The following is a 14,285-nucleotide window of genomic DNA, read 5'->3' on the forward strand; positions in this document are numbered from 1 at the left end:
GATCCGGTGGCGAAAGCCTGACTCGCATGGCCTCCTCCTCCCAGGACATCGACACGCTCGCCAAGGGCGGGCGGACCAATATCGCCGGCTTCATCCTGCGTCTGGCCGCGCGCATCCCCTTCCTGTTCATCGCCGGCCGCATCTACGGCCCCGATCTGGTCGGCCGCTTCGCCATCGCGGTGGTGGTGGTCGAACTGGCGGCGCTCGTCGCCACGCTGGGGCTGAAGCGCGGACTGGCGCAGGCGCTGTCCTCGACCGACCGGCCGCATGTGAACGTGGTGTGGGACGCGATGGCGCTCGCGCTGATTGCCAGCGTCGCCGCCAGCAGCTTCCTGTGGCTCTTTCCGGAGATCATGTACCCGAACACGGCGATCACCGGGCTCGACCGGTGGCTGCCCGCGATCATCGTCGCCTCCGCCTGGTCCGATGTCAGCCTCGCGGCGCTTGCCTACCGGTTGAACGTGAAGGCCGCGGTCACCGCGCGTGCGGTGGTGGAACCGTGGACGATCTCGATCGCCGCCTGGATCTTCTCCTTCTTCACCATCCGCGACGGGCTCGTCCTCTCCTACGTCGCCTCGATGATCGCCGCCCTGATCGCCAGCATCGTCCCCCTGATCCGCAGCTACGGCCTCCCCCGCGGCTGGTCCCCTGAGCTCACCCAGCTCTTCGCCCTCGCCCGCGCCAACGCCCCCCTCGCCGGCGCCGACGCCCTCGAATGGGGCAGCCGCAACGTCGACCGCTTCATCCTGGGCGTCATGTTCGAACCCAAGATCGTCGGCATCTATTACATGGCGCAACAGGTCGCCAGCCTGCCGCAAAAGCTGAAGACCAGCTTCGACCCCATTCTCGGCCCCGTCATCACCCAAAGCCTCGCGGTGCGCGATTACGATGCGATCGCGCGACAGGTGCGCCAGGTCGCGTTCTGGATCATGGCGGCGCAAGGCGGCCTCGCGCTGATGGGATCGATCCCGGGCGAGGCGGTGATGGGCGTCGTCGGCCCGCAATTCGTCGCCGGCACGGCCGCGCTCGCCTTTCTGCTCACCGCCGAAGTGCTCGCCTCGACGGGCGCGGTATGCGAATCGGCGCTGGTCTATACCGCGCGCCATCGCAACCTGATGATCTCGGTGGTCATGCTGGGGGTACAGGTGGGGCTCAGCTTCGCGCTGATCCTCGGCATGCGCGCGCTCGGCTGGCCCGCGACATGGCAGGCCGCGGGCCCGGCCGTCGCGCTGATGCTCAGCCTCGGCATCACCTCGATCGTCAAGGCGACGCTGCTGTCCCGCATCCTGAAAGCGTCGGTTTCGCCGCTGCGCTGGCCGCTCTTGTGGGCGTTCGGGGCCGCAATGGTGGTCGGCGTGGGCTTCACCGCCCTGCCGGCGCATCTCGAATGGGTGGAACTGGTCGTCGGCGAACCGGCGATCCTGGCGACCTATCTCTTCGTCCTCTGGCGCTTCGCCTTCGGCCCCGCCGACCGCGCCCTGTTCGGAAAGATGCCCGATGCCGAGGAAGCGACCCTGCCGCATGCAGGCGGGGTGACGCGGTAAGCGGTTCAGTCGATCACGTCGACCGTGACGATATTGCTGAACCACTGCTGATAGCGGGTTGGTGCGGCCGCGATGTTCATCAGCGAGACGAGAAGCCGCACCCGGTAGCGGCCGGGGCCCGGAAACACCCAGCGTGGAAACTCTGCCACCTGCAAGGTCATGGGCTGGCCTGGGCGCACCACAGTAAGCCCGTCGGACGACTGTGGCGGCGCCGGCGGGGATGTTGCCGGCGGTTCCAGCGGCGCAACCCGTCGACCCTGCATATCCATCACATCGAAGGCGATCCCGCCTGTCGGCTTGAGGAAGCGCGAAATCCTGAATGCCGGGCCTTGTACGGCAAGGACGGCACGCAACTGCACTTCGCCGCGCATCGAAATCGCGGTCTCCGGCCGTTCAAGCCGGACGTTCAGGTGATGCTCGTCTCCCGGCACCCATTCCGCCTGTGCCGGCACCGTCCACAACGCGACGGGCGCCTCAATTCCCAGTGCCAGCACTATCGCCATGGCAAGCATCAATGTCCCCCCTCATCCCCGCGCAAGACTTTTGCAGCTGACCCGGCCATGGCGCGAACAGCACACAAGGCCGGATCAGATCGGGTGCCATCAATGCCGGAAGTGGCGCATGCCGGTGAAGACCATCGCCAGACCGGCCTCGTCGGCGGCGGCGATCACCTCGTCGTCGCGGATCGACCCGCCCGGCTGGATCACCGCGGTGGCGCCGGCCTCCACCGCCGCCAGCAATCCGTCCGCGAACGGGAAGAATGCATCCGACGCGACCGCCGATCCGATCGTGCGCGGCTCGGCCCAGCCGGCCTTGTCCGCGGCGTCCTTGGCCTTCCAGGCAGCGATGCGCGCCGATTCGAGCCGGTTCATCTGCCCGGCGCCGACGCCGGCCGTGCTGCCGCCCTTGGCATAGACGATCGCGTTCGACTTCACATGCTTGGCCACCGTCCAGGCGAAGCGGCAATCGGCCAGCTCCTGCTCCGTAGGCGCGCGCCTGGTGACGACCTTCAGCATGTCGTCGGTCAGCCGGCCATTGTCGCGGCTCTGCACCAGCAGCCCGCCCGCGATCGACTTCACCATCAGGCCGGGGCGTGCCGGGTTCGGCAACTCACCCGACAGCAGCAGGCGCAGGTTCTTCTTCCTGGCAAAGATCGCCCGCGCCTCCGGGCTGGCATCGGGCGCCACCACCACCTCGGTGAAGATCCCCGAGATCGCCTCGGCGGTTTCCGCATCCAGCGGGCGGTTGCAGGCGATGATGCCGCCGAACGCCGACACGGTGTCGCACGCGAACGCCGCCTTGTATGCATCCAGCAGCGTATCGCCGCTCGCCACGCCGCACGGATTGGCATGCTTGACGATGACGACGGTGGGCGGCCCGTCGATGAACTCGGACACCAGCTCCAGCGCGGCATCGGCATCGTTCAGGTTGTTGTAGCTGAGCGCCTTGCCCTGCAACTGCTCGGCCTGGGCGATGCCTCGCGCGCCCTTTTGCGGCAGGTAGAGCGCTGCCACCTGATGCGGATTCTCGCCATAGCGCAGCGGCTCGTGATGGCGCGTATAGGCCATGGGCAGCGTCGCCGGAAATGCCTCGCCCTGGTCGGCAAAGGCGAACCACTGCGCGATCGCCGCATCATAGGCCGCGGTCGCCGCATAGGCCTTGGCGGCGAGGCGGCGGCGCATGTCGATGCCGCTGGCGCCATCGTTCGCGGCCAGCTCCGCCAGGAACGCGTCATAATCCGAAGGATCGGTCAGGATCGCGACATAAGCGTGGTTCTTTGCGGCCGAACGCACCATCGACGGGCCGCCGATATCGATATTCTCGATGATCTCGTCGCGCCCGGCGCCCTTGGCCACCGTCTGCTGGAAGGGGTAGAGGTTGACGACGACGAGGTCGATCGCGCCGATGCCATGCTCTTCCATCGCGCGCGCGTGGCTTGCATCGTCGCGCACCGCGAGCAGGCCGCCATGCACCATCGGGTGCAGCGTCTTGACCCGCCCGTCCATCATCTCGGGGAAACCGGTGACGTCGGAAATGTCGCGCACGGGCAGGCCGGCGTCGCGGATCGCCTTGGCGGTGCCGCCGGTCGAGACGAGGTCGACGCCCCGTTCGGCAAGCGCGCGGGCAAGGTCGATCACCCCCGTCTTGTCGGATACGGACAGAAGGGCGCGCTTTACGGGAATATGGGTCATCGGGGCTCCGGGAGTGGAGGGGAACACCGCCGAAGCCCTGTAACGGTCACAGCGCGCGCTTCAAGGCCCAGCTTACATGCCCGCCACCCGCCGGCGCCTCACCGGTGACGACCAGTTGCTGCGTCTCGACCGGGCGACCATCGGGATCGATCCACAACGAATCCTCGATCACCAGCGCACCGCCGCGGCAGCGGAACTGCCACAAGGCGCCGCTGGTCATGCGCAGCACCGCCGCCGATCCTTCCGGGCTCAGCACCGCCTCCACCTCCTCGCCCAGGTGGAAGCGCAGCGCGAAGGGCGTCGTGCCGGTGCGGCGCTTGCGCCCTTGCGGCAGCAACGCGTCCTCGCCGCGCAGTTCGCGCCCGTCACCGGTCAACAGCAATTGCCGGCGGTGGACGAAGCCCCAGCGGCGGACATAGCCGTCATGGCTCGCCTCGATCCGGCTGGCCGCCTCCGATTCCTGGCGGCTGAGTTCCACCTGTCCGACGCCGCGGCCCAGCGTGCCGTCGGCGTGGATCGCGGTGGAGTTCGAATCGCCCACGACCAGGGTCGAGTGCGCCGCGGTGGTGCGCAGGCCATCGGCCAACCGCATCGGCAATTGCTCGATCGCGGCACGAGCACCGCCGCAATTGACCACGATCCGCTCCGGCCCGTCCGAAAACTCGAACGCCAGGGTCGAGGCGCAGCCGCCATCCACCACCTGCGCGATCGGCGGCGGGGCGGCATCGACGACCAGCACCGCACCGCCGCCGGCGAGACGCTGATACCCCCAGTTGCGCGGCTGGCGCAGCGGCCGGGTGCGCACGCCCGACGCCTCGATGATCGCGGCGATCTGTTCGGGCTGTTCGGGGCCGGCACCCTGCCAGCTCGACAGCGCCCGGTCGGGATGCATCACGCCCAGCAGCGCGGACACCATCCGTTGCAACGTCGCCGCGATATCCTCGGGCAGCGTCTTGCCGACCGCGGCATAGGATTCGCGCAGCATGGCGAGCAGCATGATCGAATCGAGCAACTGGCCCGGACTGCGCGACACCGATCCGCCATCGTCGAACAATCCGGTGCCCAGCGCGCGCGTCAGCCCTGCCTCGCCAAAGGCCAGGCGCGGCTCGCCGCCGGGGATCAGCAATCCCGCCGCCACCACGCCGCACCATGCCGCGATGCGCGGCGCGCCCGCCGGGGCCTTGTCCGCCCCGCGGTCCAGATGCCGCGCCCCGCGCGCCATCGCGTTCAGCACCTTGGAGCGGTACACCAGGTCGGTCGACGACAGGATCAGCGGCGCATGGCTGGTCCAGAACAGGATGCGCCTGCCCCACAGATCGGGCCGCCACGCCAGCGCATCCACCGTCTCGGCATGCGCATCCAGCCAGCGGCCCATCAGGAACTCCGCCACCGGCGCGCCCTGTTGCCGCGTCGCCACCGTGGACAGGTCGCGCAGCCAGGCGAAGCCGTGCAGATATTCGGCGATGGGCCCGGTCAGCCCTCCTTGCGTGAACCACAGCTTGTCGATCTCGCGCTCGGCCCCGCGATAGCGGACAAAGCCGTCGAGCAGCGCATAGCCTCGCGTCGCGTCGCCCAGCACGGGATCGTCGGGCACCGCGATCAGCTTCAGCGGATGCCGGCCGTTCAGGCGCATGCCGTGGATCGGCGTCCGCCAGGTCAGCCGGTGGAAGCGCTCGGCAAGCCGCTCCGCCAGCGACAGCCCGCTCGTGCCCCCGACGCGGACAAGGCGCTTGCCCTCCTCGATACCGTCCGGCGCGTCCAGCGGCTGGTTCATCCGCGCAGGGCCGCGATATTGGCGGCGTACATGTCGGGCCCGCCCCGGAACGCTGCGGTGCCCGCGACCAGCGCGTCGGCGCCCGCCTCGATGCATCGCCGGGCATGGGTGGCATCGACGCCGCCATCCACCTCCAGGTCGATCGCCCGGCCGCTCATCTCGATCATCTTCCGGATCGCGGCGATCTTCTTCAACTGGCTGTCGATGAAGCTTTGTCCGCCGAAACCGGGATTGACGCTCATCACCAGCACCAGGTCGACCATGTCGATCAGGTAATCCAGCATCTTGGCCGGCGTCGCGGGATTCAGCACCACGCCCGCGCGCTTGCCCAGCCCCTTGATGTGCTGGATGGTGCGGTGGATATGCGGCCCCGCCTCCGGGTGCACGGTGATCGTGTCCGCGCCGGCTTCCGCAAAGGCATCCAGATACTGGTCGATCGGCGAGATCATCAGATGCACGTCGAACGGCTTGGCCGTGTGGGGGCGCAGCGCCTTCACCACCGCCGGGCCGATGGTGATGTTGGGCACGAAATGCCCGTCCATCACGTCGATATGGATCCAGTCCGCGCCGGCGGCGTCGATGGCGCGCACCTCCTCCCCCAGCTTGGCGAAGTCGGCGGACAGGATGGACGGGGCGATACGGACGGGCTGCATGGGCAATGGTCTCTAGGGCTAATGAAAGGTTAAGTCAGCCGTTGCGTTCCAGCAGCGCGATAAAGAAGCCGTCGCACCGCCCCTGTTCGGCCATGTCGCTCGGCAGGGTACGGATATAAGGTGTTGATTTGCCGACGGGCAGCGGCGCCTGGACGCTGCACAGCGTATAATCCGGATGCGCGGCCAGAAACGCCTCCAGCTGCGCCTCGCCCTCCTCCGGCTCCAGTGAACAGGTGGCATAGACCATGCGCCCGCCCGGCCGCAGCCATCCGGCGGCGCGCGACAGGATTTTGGCCTGCAGTGCCGCCATCTCGGCGATCACCGAGGGGCGGACGCGGTACAGCACGTCCGGATGCCGGCGGAAGATGCCCGTCGCGCTGCACGGCGCATCGATCAGGATCGCATCGACGGGCGCGGGCGGCGCCCATTGCAGCACGTCGGCGCACACCACCTCCGCGGCCAGCCCGGTCCGCTCCAGATTGGCGCGCAGCCGCTCCAGCCGGGTGGGAGATGCATCGAGCGCGGTCACCTGCCACCCCGCCGCCGCCAGTTGCAGCGTCTTGCCGCCGGGGGCGGCGCACAGGTCCAGCACGGTGCCGGCGCCCGGCCCCAGCAACCGTGCCGGCATCGACGCAGCCGCGTCCTGCACCCACCACGCGCCTTCCTCGAACCCCGGCAGCTCGGGCACCGACGCCGCATCGTGCAGGCGGACATGGCCCGGCATCAGGCTGGTGCCGCTCAGCCGCTCCGCCCAGTCCGCGGTCGCGGCGGGATCGACCAGCGTCAGGTCCAGCGGCGGCGGGGCGGCGATCGCCTGCTCGGCCGCATCCACCATCGCGTCGCCCCACTGTGCCGCCCAGCGTTCCGCCGTCACGCTCGGCAGCTCCGGGACTTCCGGCAGGGACACCCCCTGCCGCATCAGCGTGCCGAACACGCCGTGGACCAGCTTGCGCGGGCCGCCATCGACCAGCGGCAGCACGGTGGAGATGGCGGCATGCGGCGGCGTACCCAGCGACAGCACCTGGACCAGCGCGATGCGCAGTGCCGACCGCGCCTTTGCATCGTCGGGCAACTGGTTCCTGGTCGCCGAATCGATCAGCGCGTCCAGATCGGGCAGGCGGCGCAGCGTTTCCGCCGCGATCGCATGGGCCAGCCCGCGATCGGGCCCGCCATGCAGGTCGCGCGTCGCCGATGCCAGCGCCGCCTCCAGCGGTTCCCCCCGGCGCAGCACCGCGTCCAGCAGGCGCAGGGCCGCGCGCCGGCTTGCCGTGCCCAGCGGCTCGGCTTGACGAACGGGATGATTGGGCCGGCGCGGGGGTCGATTCACTTGGCAAAGCTCCTTGGCACCCCGATGTGGGGGGCACACCCCGCTACCGAAAGGCACGCCCATGGGCCAGCGCCCAGACCATGTGAAACCACCGGCCTATCTCTCTCCCAACCCGCCGGTCCCCGAACCCGAGGCGGAGAAGCGCCCGGAGCATGATCCGCTTGGCAAGGACCCGACCCGTTATGGCGATTGGGAATTGAAGGGTATCGCAATCGATTTTTGATGCGGTCCTGACGCAACCGGAACGAACGTGCGGCTGGCGCGTCGGGCAAAGGGATGCGCACGATCATGAAGGGGCGGACGGCACGGATCGTCCTGGGTACGGTTGCAGCGACCTTGCTGCTCGGCCTGCTGGTCCTGGCGCTGTTCCCCTGGGGCGTGTTGCGCGGCATCGTCACGCGTGAGGCGACCGAGCGCTTTGGTCGCCCCGTCACGATCGGCGCGGTCGAGCGGGTCGACACGATCGGCTTCCACCCCGTCATCGCCATCCGGCACCTGCGCATTCCGCAGGCGGCCTGGGCCGGCAGCGGCGATTTCGCGCGGGTCGATACCGCAAAAGTGCGTTTTTCCGCCTGGGCGCTGCTGACCGGGGATTTCCGGATCGAGGCGGTGGAGGCCCGCGGGCTTCGTCTCGCGCTGGTTCGCGACCGGAATGGCCGGACCAACTGGTCGCGGCCCGGCAGGCGCGAAAGCGGCGGCGGCGCCACCGATCTTCAGGATCTTACCCTCACCGACAGCATCATCAGCTATCGCGATGCCAAGCAGGACCGGACCGCCACCGTCCGCTTCGCCGCCGATCCCGATACGGGATTGCGTGCCGAAGGCCACGGATCGATTCGCGGTGCCGATGTCGCGATCCGCGTCAAGGGGGCACCGGTCCGCCCCGGCCCCTGGCCGTTCACCGCGATCATCGACGGCCCGGCACTGGCGATGCGCGCCGTCGGCCGCATGGACCGCGCGCTCGACACCAACGCGATGACGCTGGACCTGACCGCGCGCGCCAGCGACCTGAAACTGATCGATGCGGTGGTGGAGGCCGGGCTGTTCCGCACCCGCCCGGTGCAACTGTCCGCGCATGTCCGCCATCAACGTCCGGTCTGGACGATCACCGACCTGACAGGAACGATCGGCCGCTCCGATCTCACCGGCCGGATCACCGTCGACAAAAGCACTGACCGCACCAAACTCGACGGGGAGATCACTTCCCGCCAGTTCGACTTCGACGATCTTTCCTCGGCCGAGGGTCGCGCGGAGGCCGCTGCACTCGAACGCCGCATCGGCCCGCGCCTCGTACCGAACACCCGTATCGACATCAGCAAGATCGATTCGACCGACGGCACGATCCGTTTCAAGGTCGGTCGCATCGTCAGCGCTCAGGGGCCCTCTCCCATCACCGCCATGGCGGGCAGGCTCGTTCTCGACCACCAATTGCTCCGCATCCCCGAATTGCGCCTGAACCTGACGGAAGGGGTGGTCCGCGGCTCGGCCCAGGTCGATCAACGGGGTGGCGCGACCCGGCCGACGCTGACGCTCGACCTGCGGCTGTCGGATGCCAGCGTGGTGTCGCTTGCCGGCGGTGGCGGCGACTTCACCGGCCGGGTTTCCGCCCGCGCGCAACTGACCGGCGCGGGAGAGACGATCCGCGACGCCATCGGCCGGTCGCGCGGGTTCATCGGGCTGGTCGTGCGAAACGGCACCCTGCCGGACCGCTATGCCGCGGCACTCGGCTTCGATGCCGGACGCATGCTGGTGGCAGGCGACGATTCGACGGCCGGCCTGCGCTGCCTCGTGCTGCGACTGAACATGCGGGACGGCACCGGCCGCGTCGATCCGCTGGTGCTGGATACCACGCGCAGCAAGCTGGAGGGTACGGGCACGGTGCGCTTCCCCGAAGAACGCATCGCGCTGCGCCTGACCGGCGCGCCCAAGGGCGATGCGATCCTGCGGCTCGACGGCGCCGCCCTGATGAACGGCACGATTCGCCAGCCCGATCTGGTCATCCCGCGCGAGGTGAAATCGATCGGCAACATCTTCCGCTCGATCGGTCGCGCGATCACCGGTCATGGCGGGCCGACCGCCAGCGACGCCGATTGCGGCGCACTGGCCAACCGGGCGCTACGCTGAGGCCGACATGGAAACGCCGGCCTTTATAAGGGCCGGCGTCCGGGAAACTCAGAAGCTGTCTGGAAACGCGATGAAACGCGTTTGAAAACGCCTTCAGTCCTTCCAAGCCCAGTAAAGCTGGGCGGGGGGCACGTTCCACCATTCCATATCATGGTCGATCCGCTGCCAGTGGGGCAGCAGGAAGTCCTTCACCTTCGGGCTGAACTGATAGACCAGGAAGGCACCGTCCGGGCGCAGCACCTCATGCGTGGCGGCGGCGATCGCGGGACCGACGCCGGCCGGCAGCGTGGAGAAGGGCAGGCCCGACAGCACATAATCAGCGTGCTCGTGGCCGTGATCCTTGATGATCTGGGCAACGTCCGCCGCCGACCCGTTGACCGCGACAAAGCGGGAATCGGTGATCGTGTGGCGCAAATAGCCGCAGAAATCTTCGTTCGTGTCGATCGCGATCAGCGTCGCATCGGGCGCCATCCGCTCCAGAATCGGTCGGCAGAAGGTGCCGACGCCCGGGCCATATTCCACGAAAAGCTTGGTATTCGCCCAGTCGACGGGCGCCAGCATCTTGCGGATCAGCTTGTTGGAGGAAGGGATGATCGAGCCGACCATCACCGGATGTTTCAGAAATTCCTGGAAGAACATCTGGCCGGGGGACGGCACGCCGGCGGGTCGGGAACGCGCACGGCGCGCGGCGGTGGTCGAGCTGGGCATCGAGATCCTGTCGTTCGTGGTCCCCACACGGGCGGCGAGGTCTCCCCCTCCGTCGCACAGGTGGCAAACGTGTTTCAAGCTTTTGGGTTGCATCGGTGCGGCGGACGACCCTGGCGCCCCCATTCGCCCACGCCTAAACGGTGCCCGGACGGGGCAGGGCGAACATATGGACAGAACCGGGCAGATCGCCGTCATCTTCGTGTCGCAGCGCACCGACGCCGATGCGGCCGGCTATGCCGCAGCCGCCGAAGCGATGGATCGACTGGCCGCCGCGCAGCCCGGATACCGCGGTGTGGATGCGGCGCGCGACAAGGACGGGCTCGGGATCACGGTCAGCTGGTGGGCGGACGAGGCCGCCGCCATCGCATGGCGCGAACACCCCGCGCATGCGGCGATCCGCGCCGAGGGTCGCGCACGCTGGTACGACCGCTACGACATTGCGGTGGCCGCGGTGACGCGGTCCTACGAATGGGAACGGCCATAACCCCTCTCCCCGCCGGGGAGAGGGGAAAGGCGTCACTCCTTCGACCGGTTCGGAAAGGCAAAGCCGATCGGCTGGATCGCGGCCGCATCCTGCTTCAGCTTGGCGGCGATCTGCTCGTAATCCTGCTCCATTTCCGGCGTGACGCTGGCGCGTGCCTCGTCCAGCGCTTCCTCGAAATCGGCCATGGTCACTTCCTGCGACCGGATCGAGCGCCTGAGCGCGACCAGGCCGGCGCGGCGGACCACATCCTCCAGATCGGCGCCGGTAAACCGCTCGGTCCGCCGCGCGACGATGTCCAGGTCGACGTCGCCGGCCAGCGGCATCTTCTGCGTCTGGATGCCCAGGATGCGGCGGCGCCCTTCTTCATTGGGCACGCCGACATAGATCAGCTCGTCGAAACGGCCGGGGCGCAGCAGCGCGGGATCGACCAGATTGGGCCGGTTGGTGGCGCCGATCACGACCACCGACTGCAACTCCTCCAGCCCGTCCATTTCCGCCAGGATGGTGTTCACCACGCGCTCGGTCACCTGCGGCTCGCCCAGCCCGCCACCGCGTGCGGGCACCAGCGAATCGAGTTCGTCGATAAAGATCACCGTGGGCGCGACCTGTCGCGCGCGGGCGAACAACCGGCTGATCTGCTGCTCGCTCTCGCCATACCATTTCGACAGCAGGTCGCTCGATTTGGTGGCGATGAAGTTCGCCTCCGCCTCGCGCGCCACCGCCTTTGCGAGCAGCGTCTTGCCGGTGCCCGGCGGCCCATACAGCAGGAAGCCCTTGGCGGGGCGAATGCCCAGCCGCCGGAACGCATCCGGGTCCTTCAGCGGCAGCTCGACGCCTTCCTTCAGCCGCATCTGCGCGGCATCCAGCCCGCCGACATCATCCCAGCGCACGCTCGGCGCCTGCACCATCACCTCGCGCATCGCCGACGGCTGAACCCGCTTCAAGGCTTCGAGAAAATCCTCGCGCGTGACGGACAGGGTGTCCAGCACCTCGGGCGGGATCGTACGCTCCTCCAGATTGAGCTTCGGCATGATCCGCCGCACCGCCTCGATCGCCGCCTCGCGCGTCAGCGCCGCCAGGTCGGCCCCCACGAACCCGAACGTGGTCCGCGCCAGTTCGTCCAGATCGACCCTGTCCCCCAGCGGCATCCCGCGCGTGTGAATGCCCAGGATCTCCCGCCTGCCCCGCTCGTCCGGCACCCCGACCACGATCTCCCGATCAAACCGCCCCGGCCGTCGCAGCGCCTCGTCGATCGCTTCCGGCCGGTTCGTCGCCGCGATCACCACGAGGTTCGCACGCGATTCCAGTCCGTCCATCAGCGTCAGCAACTGCGCGACGAGGCGCTTCTCCGCCTCGCCCTGCACCCGGTCGCGCTTGGGGGCGATCGAATCGATCTCATCGATGAACACGATCGAGGGCGCGGCCTTGGTCGCCTCCTCGAACACCTCGCGCAGCCGCGACTCGGACTCCCCGTAAGCGGAGCCCATGATCTCCGGCCCGTTGATCAAAAAGAACTGCGCATCCGATTCGTTGGCGACCGCGCGTGCCAGCCGCGTCTTGCCCGTTCCCGGCGGGCCATAGAGCAGCAGCCCCTTGGGGGGATCGACACCCAGCCGCTGGAACAGCTCGGGATAGCGCAGCGGCAATTCGACCATCTCGCGCAACTGGTCGATCGTCGTCGCCATGCCGCCGATATCGTCATAGGTGACGTCGGCACGCCGCTGCGCCGGCTCCTCATATTCGGGGCGCAGCTCGATTTCGGTATTTTCGTCGATATGCACCACGCCCTTGGGGCTGGCCTGCACAACGGCGAGCCGGATCTCCTGCAAGGCATAGGCGGGCGCGTTCATGTAGCGCTGCACGCCCGGCGGCATGTTCGTCACCCGCTGCTGCCCCGCGGTCGCGACCACGTCGCCCTGGCACAGCGGTCGACCGAAAAAGGTGCGCTTCAGCGCGTTGGTGGAGCCTTGCAGGCGCAGGTTCTGCTGCGCCGGCGCAAAGACGACGCGTGACGCCGGCTTCGATTCCACCCGCCGCACTTCCACGAAATCGCCCGAGCCGACGCCGGCATTGGCGCGCTGCAACCCGTCGATCCGGAGGATATCGAGCCCTTCATCCTCGGGATAGGGGCCGACCGCACGTGCAGGCGTCGCCTGCTTGCCGACGATCTCGATCACGTCACCCTCCGCGATCTGCAACGCCGCCATCAGCGAGCGCGGCAGGTGCGCGAGGCCGCGTCCCGAGTCTTCGGGGCGGCTGTTCGCCACCTGTATCTTGCGCGTCGGCGCGTCGCTTTCGGCCATGCTGTTCCTCGTGCTTTTCGTATCGCCAAGAGCGCGCCACGTGGGGGCGGGTTCCGGATCGCGAAAGGGCGAGGCGGCGTGCAGTGCCAAAAAAAAGGGCCGATCCGCAGACCAGCCCATGAAAGTTTTTAGGAGAGGATGCCTGAAAGGCCCGTGCTTTTTGCGTCGCGGCGGATTATGTTGCAAGTGCGAAAAGCGTGTTGACGCTTGCAAGATGTGCAACCGTTTGATCCAAGGATCCCAGGAGGAGGATGTCGATGCGCAGGCTGCCGCCCTTGGGGGCTATCGAGGCATTCGTGCAGGTGGCGCGGCTCGGTTCGATCAAGGCCGCCGCAGAGGAACTGGCCTTGTCCGCGCCCGCGCTCAGCCGCCGGGTACAGACGCTGGAGCGATTCGTCGGCAAGCCGCTGTTCGCGCGGCGGCATCAGGCGATGGTGCCCAATGACGACGGCGAAACGCTGATGACGCAGATCGCGCCGCTGCTCGACCAATTGTCGGATGCGGTGGAGGCGATGTCGAGCGGGCAGGAAGTGCTGCGCCTGCGTCTCGGCGTGCTGCCGCTCTACGCCTCGCAAAAACTGTTTCCGCGGCTCGGCGAACTGCGCACCGCGCATCCCGAACTGCATCTGGACATCGACACCGCGGGCCATGGCATCGCGCGACTGGGCGAGGGGCTTGATGCGGTGATCGCGCTGGGGCGCGAGATCGATCCGGCGCTTTATGCCAAGCGGCTGGATACCAACCGTGTCTATGTGATCGGCGCCAAGACGTTGCTCGACGGGCCGAACCCGATCGTCCGCCCGGAACAGATGAACGGCATGACCGCGCTGCTCCACCGCGAAATGCCCGATGCCTTCACCGCCTGGACCAGCGCGGTCGGCCTGCCGAACGTGAAGCCCAAGGCGATCGACTTTTTCGATTCGGGCGGGCTGATGCTGGAGGCGGTCGCGCAAGGCCTCGGCATCGCCTTCATGCACGCCAGCCATTTCGAGAATGCGCACGACCCGCGACTCGTGCGGCTGTTCGATATCGAGGTGGAAAGCCCCTACAGCCACTGGTTCGTCTGCCGCCCGCGCGCGCTCCAGCAAAAGCCGGTGAAGCTGTTCCACGACTGGCTGATCCGCACGCTTTACCCGCAAGCGGCGTAAGGTTCACGCGAAGCCGCGAAGACGCCAA

Annotated in this window: 12 protein-coding genes; 5 read left to right on the top strand and 7 right to left on the bottom strand. The window is 68.1% G+C overall.

Annotated elements, in window-relative coordinates; genetic code table 11:
- The first annotated feature begins 26 nt into the window (after nucleotides 1-26).
- Nucleotides 27-1,544, top strand: a complete 1,518-nt coding sequence (locus tag OXR08_RS04215) for an oligosaccharide flippase family protein (protein WP_267347936.1) — start codon at nucleotides 27-29, stop codon at nucleotides 1,542-1,544.
- 5 nt (nucleotides 1,545-1,549) lie between these two features.
- Here OXR08_RS04215 and OXR08_RS04220 read toward each other — a convergent pair whose 3' ends face one another.
- The 5 genes from OXR08_RS04220 to OXR08_RS04240 form a co-directional block, all read right to left on the bottom strand.
- Nucleotides 1,550-2,056: a hypothetical protein gene (locus OXR08_RS04220; protein ID WP_267347938.1), complete on the bottom strand. Its 507-nt coding sequence runs from the start codon at nucleotides 2,054-2,056 to the stop codon at nucleotides 1,550-1,552.
- 90 nt (nucleotides 2,057-2,146) lie between these two features.
- Entirely contained in the window at nucleotides 2,147-3,736 is a 1,590-nt protein-coding gene (gene purH / locus OXR08_RS04225) for a bifunctional phosphoribosylaminoimidazolecarboxamide formyltransferase/IMP cyclohydrolase (protein WP_267347940.1), read from the bottom strand.
- Nucleotides 3,737-3,782: 46 nt separating this feature from the next.
- A complete protein-coding gene (locus OXR08_RS04230) occupies nucleotides 3,783-5,510 on the bottom strand; it encodes a heparinase II/III family protein (RefSeq protein WP_112383752.1) in 1,728 nt (575 codons plus the stop codon).
- Complete coding sequence (gene rpe, locus OXR08_RS04235; protein ID WP_267347941.1) at nucleotides 5,507-6,163, bottom strand: ribulose-phosphate 3-epimerase; 657 nt, start codon at nucleotides 6,161-6,163, stop codon at nucleotides 5,507-5,509. Before rpe ends, OXR08_RS04230 begins: the two co-directional genes overlap by 4 nt.
- A 34-nt stretch (nucleotides 6,164-6,197) precedes the next feature.
- Nucleotides 6,198-7,439: a transcription antitermination factor NusB gene (locus OXR08_RS04240; protein ID WP_267348025.1), complete on the bottom strand. Its 1,242-nt coding sequence runs from the start codon at nucleotides 7,437-7,439 to the stop codon at nucleotides 6,198-6,200.
- A 112-nt stretch (nucleotides 7,440-7,551) separates the two neighbouring features.
- Between OXR08_RS04240 and OXR08_RS04245 the strand changes: the two genes are divergently transcribed.
- Nucleotides 7,552-7,713 carry a DUF1674 domain-containing protein gene (locus tag OXR08_RS04245; protein WP_149682681.1) on the top strand — a complete coding sequence of 54 codons (162 nt, stop codon included), beginning with the start codon at nucleotides 7,552-7,554 and terminating at the stop codon, nucleotides 7,711-7,713.
- A gap of 53 nt (nucleotides 7,714-7,766) precedes the next feature.
- Complete coding sequence (locus OXR08_RS04250) at nucleotides 7,767-9,614, top strand: AsmA family protein (protein ID WP_267347944.1); 1,848 nt, start codon at nucleotides 7,767-7,769, stop codon at nucleotides 9,612-9,614.
- A gap of 93 nt (nucleotides 9,615-9,707) precedes the next feature.
- Here OXR08_RS04250 and OXR08_RS04255 read toward each other — a convergent pair whose 3' ends face one another.
- The gene (locus OXR08_RS04255) at nucleotides 9,708-10,322 is read right to left on the bottom strand and encodes a methyltransferase (RefSeq protein WP_112383756.1); all 615 of its coding nucleotides are present in this window, start codon (nucleotides 10,320-10,322) and stop codon (nucleotides 9,708-9,710) included.
- 166 nt (nucleotides 10,323-10,488) lie between these two features.
- Here OXR08_RS04255 and OXR08_RS04260 point away from each other — a divergent pair, with 166 nt between their 5' ends.
- A complete protein-coding gene (locus OXR08_RS04260; protein WP_267347946.1) occupies nucleotides 10,489-10,806 on the top strand; it encodes an antibiotic biosynthesis monooxygenase in 318 nt (105 codons plus the stop codon).
- A gap of 32 nt (nucleotides 10,807-10,838) precedes the next feature.
- On the opposite strand, the gene OXR08_RS04265 is transcribed toward OXR08_RS04260, so the two are convergent.
- Nucleotides 10,839-13,109, bottom strand: coding sequence for a CDC48 family AAA ATPase (locus tag OXR08_RS04265; protein WP_112383758.1), 2,271 nt, complete (start codon nucleotides 13,107-13,109; stop codon nucleotides 10,839-10,841).
- A 257-nt stretch (nucleotides 13,110-13,366) separates the two neighbouring features.
- Here OXR08_RS04265 and OXR08_RS04270 point away from each other — a divergent pair, with 257 nt between their 5' ends.
- Nucleotides 13,367-14,257 carry a LysR substrate-binding domain-containing protein gene (locus tag OXR08_RS04270; protein WP_112383798.1) on the top strand — a complete coding sequence of 297 codons (891 nt, stop codon included), beginning with the start codon at nucleotides 13,367-13,369 and terminating at the stop codon, nucleotides 14,255-14,257.
- Nucleotides 14,258-14,285 lie beyond the last annotated feature (28 nt).

This window comes from Sphingomonas sp. GM_Shp_2, assembly GCF_026540875.1.
Classification (GTDB): domain Bacteria; phylum Pseudomonadota; class Alphaproteobacteria; order Sphingomonadales; family Sphingomonadaceae; genus Sphingomonas; species Sphingomonas carotinifaciens.